General features: G+C 32.2%; 13 protein-coding genes. 3 read left to right on the top strand and 10 right to left on the bottom strand.

All coding sequences use genetic code 11. The features are described 5' to 3' along the window. The first annotated feature begins 20 nt into the window (after window positions 1-20). Window positions 21-602, top strand: coding sequence for a DNA-3-methyladenine glycosylase (locus CN946_RS07110; RefSeq protein WP_098860507.1), 582 nt, complete (start codon window positions 21-23; stop codon window positions 600-602). 79 nt (window positions 603-681) lie between these two features. Here the strand turns inward: CN946_RS07110 and CN946_RS07115 are convergent, their stop codons facing one another. The 6 genes from CN946_RS07115 to CN946_RS07140 form a co-directional block, all read right to left on the bottom strand. Then, window positions 682-2,328 (bottom strand): glycerol-3-phosphate dehydrogenase/oxidase, encoded by a 1,647-nt coding sequence (locus CN946_RS07115; protein WP_098860508.1) that lies wholly within the window; start codon window positions 2,326-2,328, stop codon window positions 682-684. Window positions 2,329-2,477: 149 nt separating this feature from the next. Continuing rightward, entirely contained in the window at window positions 2,478-3,968 is a 1,491-nt protein-coding gene (glpK, locus tag CN946_RS07120; protein WP_098860509.1) for a glycerol kinase GlpK, read from the bottom strand. A 491-nt stretch (window positions 3,969-4,459) separates the two neighbouring features. Next, window positions 4,460-5,695, bottom strand: a complete 1,236-nt coding sequence (locus tag CN946_RS07125; protein ID WP_098860510.1) for a sensor histidine kinase — start codon at window positions 5,693-5,695, stop codon at window positions 4,460-4,462. A gap of 8 nt (window positions 5,696-5,703) precedes the next feature. Next, window positions 5,704-6,375: a response regulator transcription factor gene (locus CN946_RS07130; protein ID WP_141546873.1), complete on the bottom strand. Its 672-nt coding sequence runs from the start codon at window positions 6,373-6,375 to the stop codon at window positions 5,704-5,706. A gap of 362 nt (window positions 6,376-6,737) precedes the next feature. Further along, window positions 6,738-7,019 carry a hypothetical protein gene (locus CN946_RS07135; protein WP_098860512.1) on the bottom strand — a complete coding sequence of 94 codons (282 nt, stop codon included), beginning with the start codon at window positions 7,017-7,019 and terminating at the stop codon, window positions 6,738-6,740. A 333-nt stretch (window positions 7,020-7,352) separates the two neighbouring features. Further along, window positions 7,353-7,727 (bottom strand): hypothetical protein, encoded by a 375-nt coding sequence (locus CN946_RS07140; RefSeq protein WP_056471423.1) that lies wholly within the window; start codon window positions 7,725-7,727, stop codon window positions 7,353-7,355. A gap of 548 nt (window positions 7,728-8,275) precedes the next feature. Between CN946_RS07140 and CN946_RS07145 the strand changes: the two genes are divergently transcribed. After that, window positions 8,276-9,526: an MFS transporter gene (locus tag CN946_RS07145; RefSeq protein ID WP_286133853.1), complete on the top strand. Its 1,251-nt coding sequence runs from the start codon at window positions 8,276-8,278 to the stop codon at window positions 9,524-9,526. 38 nt (window positions 9,527-9,564) lie between these two features. On the opposite strand, the gene CN946_RS07150 is transcribed toward CN946_RS07145, so the two are convergent. Further along, window positions 9,565-10,698 (bottom strand): zinc-dependent alcohol dehydrogenase, encoded by a 1,134-nt coding sequence (locus CN946_RS07150; protein WP_098860513.1) that lies wholly within the window; start codon window positions 10,696-10,698, stop codon window positions 9,565-9,567. A 331-nt stretch (window positions 10,699-11,029) separates the two neighbouring features. Here CN946_RS07150 and CN946_RS07155 point away from each other — a divergent pair, with 331 nt between their 5' ends. Next, a complete protein-coding gene (locus CN946_RS07155; protein WP_098860514.1) occupies window positions 11,030-11,902 on the top strand; it encodes a hypothetical protein in 873 nt (290 codons plus the stop codon). Between the two features lie 56 nt (window positions 11,903-11,958). Here CN946_RS07155 and CN946_RS07160 read toward each other — a convergent pair whose 3' ends face one another. The 3 genes from CN946_RS07160 to CN946_RS07170 are packed head-to-tail and all read right to left on the bottom strand — an operon-like array spanning window position 11,959 to window position 14,330. Further along, a complete protein-coding gene (locus CN946_RS07160) occupies window positions 11,959-13,047 on the bottom strand; it encodes a DNA alkylation repair protein (RefSeq protein WP_098860515.1) in 1,089 nt (362 codons plus the stop codon). Between the two features lie 34 nt (window positions 13,048-13,081). Further along, complete coding sequence (locus CN946_RS07165; RefSeq protein ID WP_098860516.1) at window positions 13,082-13,852, bottom strand: hypothetical protein; 771 nt, start codon at window positions 13,850-13,852, stop codon at window positions 13,082-13,084. Then, complete coding sequence (locus CN946_RS07170; protein WP_218012645.1) at window positions 13,833-14,330, bottom strand: ECF transporter S component; 498 nt, start codon at window positions 14,328-14,330, stop codon at window positions 13,833-13,835. Before CN946_RS07170 ends, CN946_RS07165 begins: the two co-directional genes overlap by 20 nt. Between the last annotated feature and the right edge of the window lie 2 nt (window positions 14,331-14,332).

Raw genomic sequence — 14,332 nt, forward strand, 5'->3', positions numbered from 1 at the left:
CAATTTTCGAGGAGTTTTTTATGAATTCGACATTAAAACAAGATTTCTTTTTAAAACCATCTATACAAGTAGCAAAGGACCTTTTAGGCAAAATACTAGTTCATAATACCGATGAAATGGAACTTTCCGGAATAATTGTAGAGACCGAAGCATATATGGGTCCAGAAGATCGCGCTGCACATAGTTTTCAAAACCGACGTACGAAACGAACGGAAATCATGTTTCATGAGGCAGGTTACATCTATACATATCAAATGCATACCCATACCTTAATAAATATAGTTTGTGAAGAAATCGGCAAACCACAGGTAGTATTAATTAGAGCACTAGAACCTGTGAACGGGATTGAAAAAATGATCGAATTTCGAAAAAATCAGCCCATTTCTAATTTAACGAATGGACCAGGTAAGCTTACAAAAGCATTGAATATTACGATGGAGTCTTATGGAAAACCGATTTGGCTACCACCCGTTTACATCAAAGAAGGAATTAAACCAGATCATATTAGTAGTGGACCTAGAATCGGTATTGAAAATACAGGTGAAGCGAGGGACTATCAATGGAGATTTTGGATTACGGAAAATAAATTCGTTTCAAGATAATAAAAATACCCAGGCTGTTGATGAACTCTCACTTTCAAACAGTCTGGGTCTTCTTAATTTCGGAACCTATTTTTAAACATCATTCATCAGATGAAGAAACTGCATTGTTTATTTGCTCTTCCAACTCCAAACGATATTCCAAAACTTGGTACTTATTCCAACTTAATCTATTCGCCATATAACGAATCACTTCGTCTTTATACTTATTAACTAGATCAATTTGAAAATATAAAAATCCAGTTCTCCTAATAAAAAAGTCGACTGGTTTTACAATCATTTCGTTTTGAATTCCATATTCTAGTTGTAAAAATAATGATAGTGGTAGATTAGTATCATTTTTCAATTCACTAAATGATATATTCATTAAATGTTCTATATTCGATCCATATGTTCTACTTAATCTTTTATATTCCGATTCACTTAATCCAATTGCAATACCAGCAGATGAAAATCGTTTTTTAAAATAATTAAAACCTTTTGAGCCCCCTACATCGCCACCGGATATTGGTAAGGTTTTAGTCTGGCATTCTTTAAATTTATATTCATGATCTTTTGAAATACGGTCTACAATTGTCTCCGCCATTTTACGATAGCCTGTTAACTTTCCCCCAGCTATTGAAATTAACCCAGAGGATGAATCCCAAATCTCATCCTTTCTTGAGATTTCAGAAGGATCCTTACCTTCTTCAAAAATTAAGGGACGAATGCCAGCCCAACTTGATTCAACATCAGTATCTTCCAGCTTTGTTGTTGGAAACATATACTTAACACAACTTAATATATACTCCCTATCTTCATTACTTACTTTTGGATTAGCGGTATCTCGATCAAAAAATGTATCTGTTGTACCAACATAAGTCTTTCCATCTCTTGGAATTGCAAAGACCATCCGACCGTCCACCGTATCAAAATATACAGACTGATTTAAAGGAAATTTCTTATGATCAATTACTAAATGAACCCCTTTTGTTAGTCTAAGATTTTTATCACTTTCTAATCGTTCCATTTCCCTAAGCTGATCAACCCATGGTCCGGTTGCGTTAACAATTCTCTTTGCCCGAATTGTAAAAGGTACTTTCGTTATTAAATCGATTACTTTGACTCCTACTATTCTATTCTTTTCATAGATGAAATCTGTCACTTCTACATAATTGATTGCCTGTGCTCCATGTTCAACTGCTTTTTTTATAACTTCAATTGTAAGGCGAGCATCATCGGTTCGATATTCAACGTAATATCCTCCAGCCTTAAGGCCCTCTCTTTTAACTAATGGCTCCTTTTCTATTGTTTCTTTTCGATTTAACATTTTTCTCCGCTCATCTTTTTTTACACCAGCTAAATAATCATATAATCTAAGGCCAATAGAAGTAGTAAACCTACCAAAAGTTCCACCCTTATATATGGGAAGTAACATCCTTTCAGGTGTAGTCACATGTGGACCATTTTCATAAACAATTGCACGTTCTTTACCAACCTCTGCTACCATTTTAAATTCATACTGTTTTAAATATCGTAAACCACCATGAACTAGCTTAGTAGAACGACTAGATGTACCCGATGCAAAATCCTGCATCTCAACTAGGGCCGTACTCATCCCTCTAGTAGTTGCATCAAGTGCAATACCACAACCTGTTATTCCTCCACCAATTACTAATAAATCGAACTCTTTTTCAGCTAATGTTTCCTTAATCCTTTTCCTATTTAAACTTGAAAATTGTTCTTCCATTGTAAAACCTCACTTCAACAAATTTTCTAGTTGTCTTAAAAAGCCAGCACAAAAAGAAATCAATCTAAAATTAAAAAGGACCGCTACAATTATATCTGCATGTAGAAAGGTCCTAGAGTTTCAAATTAAAAAATATTTTAGTGGGTTACTTATTTAAATGCTAAAGTTGCATTAACTGCTTTTTTCCAGCCTGAATATAGCTCATTACTTAATTCAGTTGTCATTTGTTGTTCAAAGCATCGATCCATTTGCCATTGTCCGGCTATTTCTTCTCGGTTTTTCCAAAATCCAACTGCTAAGCCAGCTAAATATGCTGCACCTAAAGCTGTTGTTTCATTTATTAAAGGCCGCTCGACAGGGACATTCAAAATATCACTTTGAAATTGCATCAAGAAATTATTCTTAACAGCTCCCCCGTCTACTCGTAACGTTTTTAAAGAAATAGTTGAATCCGCCTCCATTGCTGTAAGCACATCTTTTGTTTGATATGCAAGAGCTTCTAATGTAGCACGGATAAAATGCTCTTTAGATGTACCTCTTGTCAACCCAAATACTGCGCCACGAACATCACTATCCCAGTATGGTGTTCCTAAACCTACAAAAGCAGGTACAACATAAACTCCCTCAGATGATGTTACCCTAGAAGCATATTTCTCACTATCTATAGCATTTTTAATCATTCTTAAACCATCACGTAGCCATTGAATAGCAGAACCTGCAACAAATATACTTCCTTCAAGTGCATATTCAACTTTTCCGTCTATTCCCCATGCAATTGTAGTCAATAATCCATGATTTGATTTAACAGCATGATTTCCCGTATTCATAAGCATGAAACATCCAGTTCCATATGTGTTTTTAGCCATTCCCTTTTCAAAACAGGCCTGACCAAATAAAGCTGCTTGCTGATCACCAGCTATTCCAGCAATTGGAATCTCACTTCCAAAAAAATGATAACTTACAGTATTAGCATATACATCTGAAGAAGGGCGGACACTTGGAAGCATACACTCCGGAACATCCAATATTTTCAATAAATCTTTATCCCATTTTAATTCATGAATATTATACATCATCGTTCTAGAAGCATTTGAATAGTCTGTAACATGTGCCTTGCCTCCAGAAAGCTTCCACACTAACCAAGTATCAATCGTTCCAAATAATAAATCTCCTGCCTCAGCCTTTTCTCTAGCACCATCAATCTGATCAAGAATCCATTTTACTTTCGTACCAGAAAAGTAAGCATCAATTAATAAGCCCGTTTTTTCGCGAACGATTGAATCATAACCGTTCGCTTTCAGTTCCTCACAAATTTCAGCTGTTTGTCTTGATTGCCAAACGATGGCATTATAGATTGGAGCCCCTGTATGTTTATCCCAAACTACAGTCGTTTCACGTTGGTTAGTAATTCCTATTCCACTAATTTGATCATGACGAATATTTGATTCTGCAAGGCACGTTGCAATGACCGCAAGTACTGAACCCCAAATCTCATTTGCATTATGCTCTACCCAACCTGGATGTGGAAAATATTGCGAAAACTCTTTTTGGGCTGTATGTACAATCTTACCTTTTTTATCAAACAAAATTGCTCTTGAACTAGTCGTCCCTTGGTCAAGTGATAAAATATATTTTTCCATCTCAGGATGACCTCCTTACTATAATTTTATGTCGGTGTGATTTAAAAATGCGACTTAGTATCTATTTAAAGATGAATGTTGATTTCCACACTTTAATCTCAGAAAAGAAGGAACTAAATCAAAGAACTAATATCTGTGAAAGTAGAACGTTGCAAATACTACTTATTAAATCGTGGTTTACTCATATAAGACATAACTAATTATATAAAAACGCTCCAGAATATTACATTTAATCTTTTAAATACATATTCTATTCGATAATTAATGATTCCTTTCATTCCTCAAGTAATGTATTGGAATTCCTTCATTTATTCTTCCATAAAAAAAACCTACTTAGTTCAGTAGATTTTCTCACTTAATATTAAATTCATTTGATTTAATTAATTTATTGTAGTTTATCGTTATTTCTTAGGAAATAATGTCGGAAATATGCTTTAATTTCTTGGGGAATCACCAAATGACTTTCTTAAGTAGCTACGATGTCTTGGAATTTAACTGTTTTTTGAAGAGGACATAATCGGTAAAGATACTTCAAAACTAGTGCCTTCTCCTTTTTTACTATGAACTTTGATTTTCCCACCATGTTCTTCAACAATCCATTTTGCAATTGATAATCCAAGTCCAATTCCATTTTTGGTTGAACGTGAGACATCTTCTTGGAAGAATCGGTCAAATATTCGAGGAAGGTTTTCTTCTTTTATACCCACTCCACTATCGATAACCTTAATAAGAAAATTATTTTTCACTTGTTTACAGCTAATTTGAATCGTATCATTTTCGTTTGTAAATTTCATTGCATTATCGATTAAAATCACAAGTAATTGGTGAATTCTTTCTTGATCGCCAAAATAAAAATACTTATCTTTAATAGATAAAAATATTTCTTTACTTTGAAATGAGATGATTTCAGTAAAGTGCGAAACAACTTCTTCTAACAATTCATTTAAGGAAAATATTTTTTTATTTAATTGTATTTGCCCTGAATCCGATCTAGCTAAGGTTAATAAGCTTGCTACTAGTTTGGAAAGGCGCCTATTCTCTTTTAACATAATTGAAAAATCTTGTGCCTTTTCTTCGATTGTTGCACCCGGCTCTCTAAGCAATAACTCCAAACGTGATTGAATTACGGTTAAAGGCGTTCGAATTTCATGAGAAGCATCTGATACGAACTCTTGTTGTTTTTGCCACGCGTTTGTTATTGGTACGAGTGCACGTCCAGCCAAAATATAACCAGCTACAACTGATAATGCACTTCCCAAAACCCAACCAACGATTAATATGATTAATAATGTATCAACTAAATCCTTTTCGGAGTCGATATTTCGTAAAATTTGTAGTGTAATTTTCCCACGATTTGTCTCACCTTGAATTGAAATCGTTCGATAATTCATATCACTGATTTTATCATTATATATTTCGTTTATTTTTGTAGGATACTTAAGTTCATCTTGTAGAATAATCGCATTCATACCTGGCATGGGATTTACTAATTTTTTATTTTCATCCCACATGATCATTAAAACACGTGGATCTCGATTGGAAATTGGTAAACGATTTGGATTATCACTATTTTGAATACGATTAATATTCCATAAAAGAGATTGATCAACTTCTTTATATAAACGATTATTTGTATATGAATAAATAATTAAAGAAAGGATTCCAATTATTAAGATAAATACTACTGAATTTATGATTGTTAATCGAATTTTTGTTTTCTTAAACATCTCTTCACCTAGTCATCTTTCATAATATATCCGATTCCTCTGACAGTCTTTATCATACTACCATAATTAAATGGCTCTAGCTTTTTTCGGAGTTGATGTACGTATACTTCAACGATCGCAACAGTCGTATCAGAATCAAATCCCCAAATTCTATCAAAAATTTGTTCTTTCATTAAAATCTTACCTTGGTTTTGAATGAAGTATTCTAGTAGCTCATATTGTTTGATTGTTAAATGAATCGATTCATTATCTATTTCAACAGGATGCTCTTTTCCTTTTAAAATGATTCCTTGATACTTCAATGAACTATCAATTGTTAATTTACCACTTCTTCTAAGTAATGCATAGATTCTTGCTAGTAACTCCGGCCCTTGAAATGGTTTTACTAAATAATCGTCCGCTCCTAAGTTTAATCCTTCAACACGATCTTCTAGTGAATCTTTGGCAGTTAGAAAAAGAACTGGTGTATGTACCCCTACTTTTCTCAGGTCCTTAACAATTTCAAAACCATTTTTCTCAGGCAGCATTACATCTAATACAATCACATCATAAATGTTTTGCATCGCCAAGAAAAAGCCTTCTTCCCCTTCTAACGCCTTATCTACTTTAAAATCATTTGATAATAATTCAACGATTGAATTTAAAACTTCTATATGATCTTCCACAACTAAAATTCTCACTTTTTTTGCCTCCATTAGACTAAAAAGAAGCGTTCATCATATAACAACGCTCCCCTTTATTTATTCAATTCGTACTGCTTGAATTGGTCTCATATTTGAAGTTCTACAGGGAATACCCTAAAAAATCCCTCCAACTAATAGAGAAAATGTAAATGATAATAAGATAACAGGTAAAAGGAATGCAGTAACTGTACTTAAAATAATTGAATACAGTTTTGTTACACTTACACTTATCATACCACCAAATGAGCTAAGTACGAATGATTCGATTAAAAATTGTATATTTGTTTCTTGTTCATCTTTACCGATTGTGGTTTAAAAATTTTATAATCCCTAATATGTGCAACAAATGTGATTTTCTTTTAATTGCTGCTACCTGATGAACCTCCTGGTTGTTGATTGAAATAACCTCCGCCACCATTTTGTGGGAAGCCTCCTCCATTTTGGAAGTTTCTCATCATTTGCGTTCGATTATTATTTTTATAACTTAAATAGCCAACTCCAATTAGCGTAAAAATGCCAATTACTAAATTGATCACTAATAAAATAGAAATGACTTTAGGCGAAAACGCAAACGTAGTTGAACGATTCTTCAAATTCGTTTTTTGGTTTTTTTCTACTAAATTTGATTCTAACTCTTCCATCTTGACTCCACTCCTTTAAATTCAATTAATTGAATTATGTAATAGAATCCTTAATTTTTTCTTAAAATTATTTGCCGATATTTTTAGAAATAAAAAACTTAAAGAATTTTGAAATTTTATTGTTTCAAAATTCCTCTTCAAACGAAGAAAAGCCCCCAGGATTTAAGAATCCTTGAGGCTTTTTTGTGATTTTAATAAAAAAAAGATGTCTGTACAAGTCTGTTGACTACCGAGACATCTCTAAAAATATGAAATAAATAAGTCCAATTTATAAAAATTAATAATCTTTTTATTAAGCATTTAAAATAATAATTTTTTTAAGCGAATTTAATATTACGATAACTTAACTTTTCGAACTACTTGGATCTTGACGTGTTTAGGTATATCACCTTTAATTGTCACTTCTCCATTTGATAAAGCAATTTTTGCTCCCCATCCATTTTTAAATTTTTTAATTTTTACTCGAAGTAATCTTATTTCCACCTGACCTAATCCAGATTTGTTTTTTACTTCTAATTCTGGTGTTTTTGCATTACCAATATTATGTAGAAGTAGTTTTACTCTAATTAGAGGTTCTTCATCACTTTTTACGATTACATATGCGTTCCCTTGTTCATCCTCTTTAAATTGGTCGTAGGTTACTGAAAAACCTTTTGTACTTAAGTAAATTTCTCCATCATCATTTACTTTGTAAACTGGTGAAAACATATGTCTCTTCTCCTTGCCTTATATTGTTCATATGTAAATAAAGAAAACTTGTCGATTGGCCAGCCTATAAAGAGAAGTCAGAAACGTCGGTGTACTTATTCCTATTCTTAGAATTGGCTACTACGTCGACTACTCATCATCGCTGCCAACTTATACTTTCTTAAAGTGCATTAAAAAATTGACGATGAAATAAATAAATTATTTTTACGTCAATTCTAATATTAGTATGGCTTAACTATTAAAAAATGTTCTTTCCAATATTTAATATGTTTAAAATATGATTCTTATTACATCAGACAGATTATTCTATTTTATTAAAAATTATTATAAAAAGCAATTTTTAAACACTGAAATTAATAGCTAATATTTGGAAATTTCTGTTTGAGATAAAGCCATTATTTTACATTAATACTTAGTTCTAAAACATAGTATTTAATGAATAAATATGCTATTGTTCTAATGAATTATTTAAAAATTTAAAATCAAATATTCTATTTTGAATTTTGTATAAAGTTAGGAAATTATTACAAAGGAAGAAGGAACGTCAGTTGATTTACAGTAAACAAGATGTGCTACATAATGAATCCCAGAGCATTAAAAATGGAGCTGCATCTACAATCGCAATCAGTTTATCAAATAACTATTTTATTTTGTTTGCTATTGCAATTTTAGGTGCTACCAATTATCAAGTTGGTTTAATTTCTTCCTTACCTTCAATTGTCGGAATGGCCGCAATGCTCCCAGCTGCTTTTATGGTTAATAAGTTAGAAGAAAAAAGAAAATTCACTGCTTACTCCATTTTCTTTACTCGTTTTTTTCTATTAATAATGGTATTTCTTCCATTTGTTAAATCAGAGCATATCGCATGGTTTTTTGTTATTTTAATTGCAATAATGAATTTTCCCGGTACATTTCTAAATTTAGGCTGGCAAGCATTTATTGGTGATTTAATTCCAGCAGATCGTCGAAACACATTTTTTGGCAATCGAAATAGAATACTAACCTTTACAGGAATGATTGTAACGCTTGTAGCAGGAATATGTATGAAATCCATTAGCCCAAAAAGTGCCCTTCCATATCAATTACTTTTTTTATTCGCATTTATATTCGGAATGATTGAGTTCTTTTATATATTAAAACATAAAGAGGAGAAGCAAAAAATTGAAATTTCTAATCATTATTCTCCTTTTTCAAAACATCTTTTTCAGTATAAACCCTATATCTCATTTTTAGTTTGTGCACTATTTTTTAACTTCGCGTGGCAAATGGCATGGTCTTTATTTTCGATTTATCAAATAAGATTTGCTCATGCAACTGCTTTTTGGATTAGTTTATTTACTGTAAGCAACCAACTTTCACAAATCGTTAGTTTTCGTTGGTGGGCAAAGATGGCGAACCGTTATAGTAATACTCAATTATTAATATGGATTTCAATCGGAATGGCATCTGCACCTATTTTAAATATTTTATCAACAAATTATGTATACTTATTTATTGTAAACTTTACATCAGGATTTTTTGTATCCGGTACAGTTTTAATATTATTTAATAGCTTACTAGAAGCTACTGAAGAAGAACATCGCACTTCCTATATTGCTAATTATAATTTCCTACTTTCAATCGTTGCCTTCATCGCTCCACAATTTGGTGTTTTTTTACTTGAATCATTCAGTATGAATATAGCGATGATTATCTCAACGATATTCAGAGGATTGGCAGGAGTATTATTTGGAGTGATGGCCTATAAAATGTCGCATTCAAAACAATTAGATTATAAGCAAAATAAAATATCTCTCTAGATAAAATTAAAGGAGTTCAAACTAATGAACTCCTTTATTTATGGCTTCAAAACCACTTTAATACAATTATCTTCTTTATCATTAAAAATATGATAAGCATGATCAGCTTCATCTAAAGACAATTTGTGAGTAATAATTTTCGTCGGATCAATATTTCCACTTGTAATTTGTTCATATAAGTATGGCATATAATGTCTTGCCGGAGCTTGACCCATTTTTATATTAATATTTCTACTAAAAAATGCACCTAAAGGAAACGCATTATAGTTCCCACCGTAAACCCCTGTGATTTGAACAGTTCCACATTTTTTAACAGCTTTTGTAGCAATTTGAATTGGTCCTAGTGTCCCACCTTGTAATTTCATTTTCTGTTCAATGAATTCTAACGGAGATTTCTTCCCATCCATACCAACACAATCTATTACAACATCCGCTCCACCTTTTGTTATCTCCTTTAAGGTTTCACCCATATCTGGATCTTTCGAAAAATCATAGGTCTCAGTTTTATTCATCTTTTTTGAATGCTCTATTCCATAATCGATATAATCCACTGCGATAACTCTTTTTGCGCCTTTTTTCCAAGCAAACTCCTGAGCCATTAATCCAATTGGACCGCATCCTAATACAATGACTGTATCTCGTTCCTTGACCCCTGCATTTTCAACACTCCAAAATGCAGTAGATAAAACATCTGACATAAAGAGTAGGTGATCATCATCCAACTCACAGCTTTCTGGTATTTTAAACGGTGTATAGTTGCCAAATGGTACCCTCAAATACTCTGCTTGTCCACCTGGATATTCTCCAAACTTTGCTGTATAACCTAAATAACCACCTGAATCATAATGAGGATTCGAGTTATCACACTGGCTTTGCATTCCATGATTACAATATGGACAAGTTCCACATGCTACAGTAAATGGAATAACAACTCGATCCCCTTTTTTTAGATTAGTAACACCCGGGCCAATTTCTTCGACTATTCCCATCGGCTCATGTCCAATAATATAGCCTTCTTTAATTGGAAAATTGCCTTGATAAAGGTGAAGGTCAGAACCACAAATTGCTGTCGAAGTAATTTTAATAATGACATCATCTTTATCTTGAATTTTAGGATCATCTACTTTAATCGTTTTTACATTATAATGCCCTTGATAAGTAACCGCTCGCATAGTACACCTCCTAAATTAGGTCATTTTTATAGCGTTAACTTAAGGAGTATAAATATGTAATTATTAATTAAAAACGACCATTCTTCAGTAATAAAAAAGTGAAACAAAAAAAGTGCCCCTGTACAGACTCTAATTAAACTTCTTGCTCAATGCTCTTTTTATAGGCAACAGAATGACTATATAATCATACTTTAATTAATGTGATATTTATTTAATTGGCCCTATTTAGATGTTACTGGTTTTTTTTAGTAAAATTAGCTATTCTTGAAGATTCAAATCCAAATGAATTTGATACTATTAAAATTAGTACGATTTAGGAAAGGATATTGATATGACTATAGATTATCGTTTTTATGAGAGTCCAACAGATCTTGATTTGCAGTTTGATTTTTGGAATAAGATGACCGAATCTCTACCATATGCTTGGAAAGCAACTTTATCTCCAAAATTATTTGAACAACAATCTGAGTTTAATGAAAAATCTAGATGCTTTGCTTTTGACGGTGATCAACTTATAGGTTATATGAGTTTCTCTGGTAAAGGAGAGTTTGTTTCATTAGGTTATCCATGGGTATTGCCTGAATATGAGGATACTGTGCGAGATGAGTTGTTTGAAAGAGTTTATCAATTTGCTGTTAGTGAGGAATACGGTGGAAAACTATTTGCACAGCGATTTAGAGGACAATGGTCAAAACAAATAGACTATTTCTTATCAAAAGGCTTCAACATTACCAATCGTACGCAAATAGTTGGTGCGTATTATCCACTTCTTATAAAAACGCTCCAAAGTATTCCTGGATTTTCGTATGAGATAAAAAATCAATTTCAATTTAATGTTTGGAAAGATTTAAAAATGAAGCAACAAATTCTTACTAACGAACAAGTTGCCATGATGAATGAGTATTATAGCTCAATTGAATTTGACTATGCAGTTGAATGTAAGTTAGAAAATCAAGTCATTGCCTATTTTGGTATGACATTACGACCAGATACCGGGTATTCAGAAATATTGGCTGTTGCTTATACTGAAGCAGCTATACCTTATTTTTATGATATAATGTCGATCATCCATAATGAAAACATCAATCGAAAAGTTTCAGTAGTTACAATCACTAAATCACAAATTCCTAAGAGTGTGTTACAAGAAAAACTTGGCTTTACTCCATTAACTGAAGATGTGATGATGCACAAGAGACTGGGATAAGTGGTAGAAAAGATTCATTTTAAAAAAGAGATTCCAAAAAAATTGGAATCTCTTCTTTAGCTTACCGTAAAGTCATAATTTCCACTTTCCACTCCATTGATCAGTATTGTGATGCTATGTTGGCCTGGGTAGTGTTTTCTTGTTGATAAGTTTTTGAATGAGTGTTTTTTGTTGTATGATAATGTTTTTTCATTTTCAATTGTGTTTTCGGATATTTTAAAGATTTTTCTTGTACGGTTACCTTTTGACTTTACATAATCAATTGCGAATTCGATTCTAAGTTTTGTGGTGGTTGGTTCGTTACTATGAATGGTAAATGAAAAGTTTAAGTCTCCACCAATTTCGATCTTGTCTGATTGTAATTGGAATTGGTCTATATGGATTGCTTTTGTCGTTTGGAAACCAAAAATCGTTAAAGCTTCTATATTACCTTTTTTTAATAATGTTCTACATGCATGCTTTATAATCCAATTAGTATGGGGATTTTTACCGGACCATTCTTTCGCAATTTTTAATACTAGAGTTGGGTGATCTTTAGAAATATCGTTTAAATTATTCGCTACACTTTTGCGAACATATAATGACTCGTCTTCCTTTAAGTTTTCTAGAATAGGTAGAATTGGAGTCGGGTCTTTTTTTAGACTTTTTAGAACCATCCCCCATGGTAATTTTGGACGGCATCCTTCACTTGCAAGTCTTCTTACATGTTCATCTGGATGAGTAGACCATTTTAGCATTTGTGTCATCATTCGTTCTTGGTCTTGTACAATGAACGGTCTAACAGCAAATTCTGAAGTTGAGTGCTTTGTGAATAATTCTAGGGATTCTATTGATTTTTCCCAATGATCTAAGCCGTACACTTCAACAAAATCAGGAAAAAAAATACTACTTAATTGGCCTTTTGGAAAGTTCTCTAATATACTACTTAAAATCTCTATTGATTTTTCATATTTGTTTGGAAGTGTCTCTCCCAAACAAATCGTAATATGTCTCATTCTTTCCTTTAATGTTTTTTCTTCCCAACTTTCATTGAAAACCTTATTCATAAATGTTTCACGATTAAAGTCTGTATAGACAATACTGATCTCGTTTGCAATTTTTGAAATTAAATCGTAGTTATATAAATCTTTTAAAGCTTCTGCCATATTATTTCTCCATATTTTTATTTCAATCGATTCATTAAACGATCTCACCTAGTAATGTGATTGGCTGTAAGATTTGCCTTTTTAATCTCTCAATCGCATCCTTTTTAATAATTGCTAGAGCACATGTCGCGGGACCTGCTGATTTATGTAATGGGATACTAGACTGATTTACTAAATTTATATCGATATTATTTGTTTCCATCAACTGATTCATTTCATATTGAACGCCTTTTGAACCGATTGGTAATAGATCCGAGACATATTCGCAATTTGTTAATTGCTTTAATGAATTAAAATTAATGATCTCGTTTTTATTTTCATTTAAATCCTCTAATACTTCATTTCCTACTTTTGGATAACCAATTAATATTACACGATCCCCTGAAATGGCTTCTTTTCTATTAAACGGATTATAAATTTCACCCATTAAAGTAATTCCTAAACCTGTTTGTTTTGTAGGAATATTTTCTTCTGTACTACCAGTAATATTTATTTCTAAATTGTCTTCATAAAAATTAGCTTTATTATATTCTTTAATTGCTTTTTCAATCCCGTTTATTATTCGCTTACCTCTGCCGTTCATTTCTACACATAAAGTATTAATTAAAACAGTAGGCTTAGCTCTAAATGCTAATGTTTCAACTAAACATAATTTGGCAGTTAAATAACCTACAATTTCTTCATCAACTTTTATGAAATCAAGCTCACTCATCCCTATTCCACCGCAGCTATCACAAGCAATTGTAAAATAACGATTCTCATCTATATGCATTAAAGTTAAATCCCTATATTTTGAAATTTGCACGTTTCATCACCTTTTGAAGTATAAATGCTAAAACAATATTTGCCGCTGAAGCTAAAGTCAATGGCACAACCATTAAGATAAAAAAACTACTAATAGTCTTTACTGTAAACGAATGATTCAAAAAAGCAATTAATAGTCCACTTAATAAAGTTGCCACTGGACCATTTAAAATAATTGCCACGACCATTGCTAAGTATTGATTCATTTTTTTAAATAATACGCCAAACATCCAAACAATCACAAGCATTTGTATTGCGATGAATAGATGCACTGGTACTGTAAATGGAAAACCTGAAGTAATTGCTGTAAGAAGATGACCTAGTGCCCCTACAATACCGCCGGCAATCGGTGAAATCATCATAGCAGCAAGAAAAGCTGGCAATGAATCAAATGCAATAGAATAGACTATTTTTATATTAGACAGTACTGCACTTAATGCGATAAATAATGAAAGTAAAACAATTCTTTTTGTGTTCAAGT

The sequence above is a fragment of the Bacillus sp. AFS053548 genome, from assembly GCF_002575105.1.
In the GTDB taxonomy this organism is placed as follows: Bacteria; Bacillota; Bacilli; order Bacillales; family Bacillaceae_G; genus Gottfriedia.

Bases quoted from the DNA above. Each gene is read 5' to 3' on its own strand.
- glpK (WP_098860509.1), bottom strand. From the start codon at position 3,968: ATGGAAAAATATATTTTATCACTTGACCAAGGGACGACTAGTTCAAGA.
- CN946_RS07110 (WP_098860507.1), top strand. From the start codon at position 21: ATGAATTCGACATTAAAACAAGATTTCTTTTTAAAACCATCTATACAA.
- CN946_RS07160 (WP_098860515.1), bottom strand. From the start codon at position 13,047: ATGGCAGAAGCTTTAAAAGATTTATATAACTACGATTTAATTTCAAAA.
- CN946_RS07140 (WP_056471423.1), bottom strand. From the start codon at position 7,727: ATGTTTTCACCAGTTTACAAAGTAAATGATGATGGAGAAATTTACTTA.
- CN946_RS07135 (WP_098860512.1), bottom strand. From the start codon at position 7,019: ATGGAAGAGTTAGAATCAAATTTAGTAGAAAAAAACCAAAAAACGAAT.
- CN946_RS07115 (WP_098860508.1), bottom strand. From the start codon at position 2,328: ATGGAAGAACAATTTTCAAGTTTAAATAGGAAAAGGATTAAGGAAACA.
- CN946_RS07125 (WP_098860510.1), bottom strand. From the start codon at position 5,695: ATGTTTAAGAAAACAAAAATTCGATTAACAATCATAAATTCAGTAGTA.
- CN946_RS07150 (WP_098860513.1), bottom strand. From the start codon at position 10,698: ATGCGAGCGGTTACTTATCAAGGGCATTATAATGTAAAAACGATTAAA.
- CN946_RS07155 (WP_098860514.1), top strand. From the start codon at position 11,030: ATGACTATAGATTATCGTTTTTATGAGAGTCCAACAGATCTTGATTTG.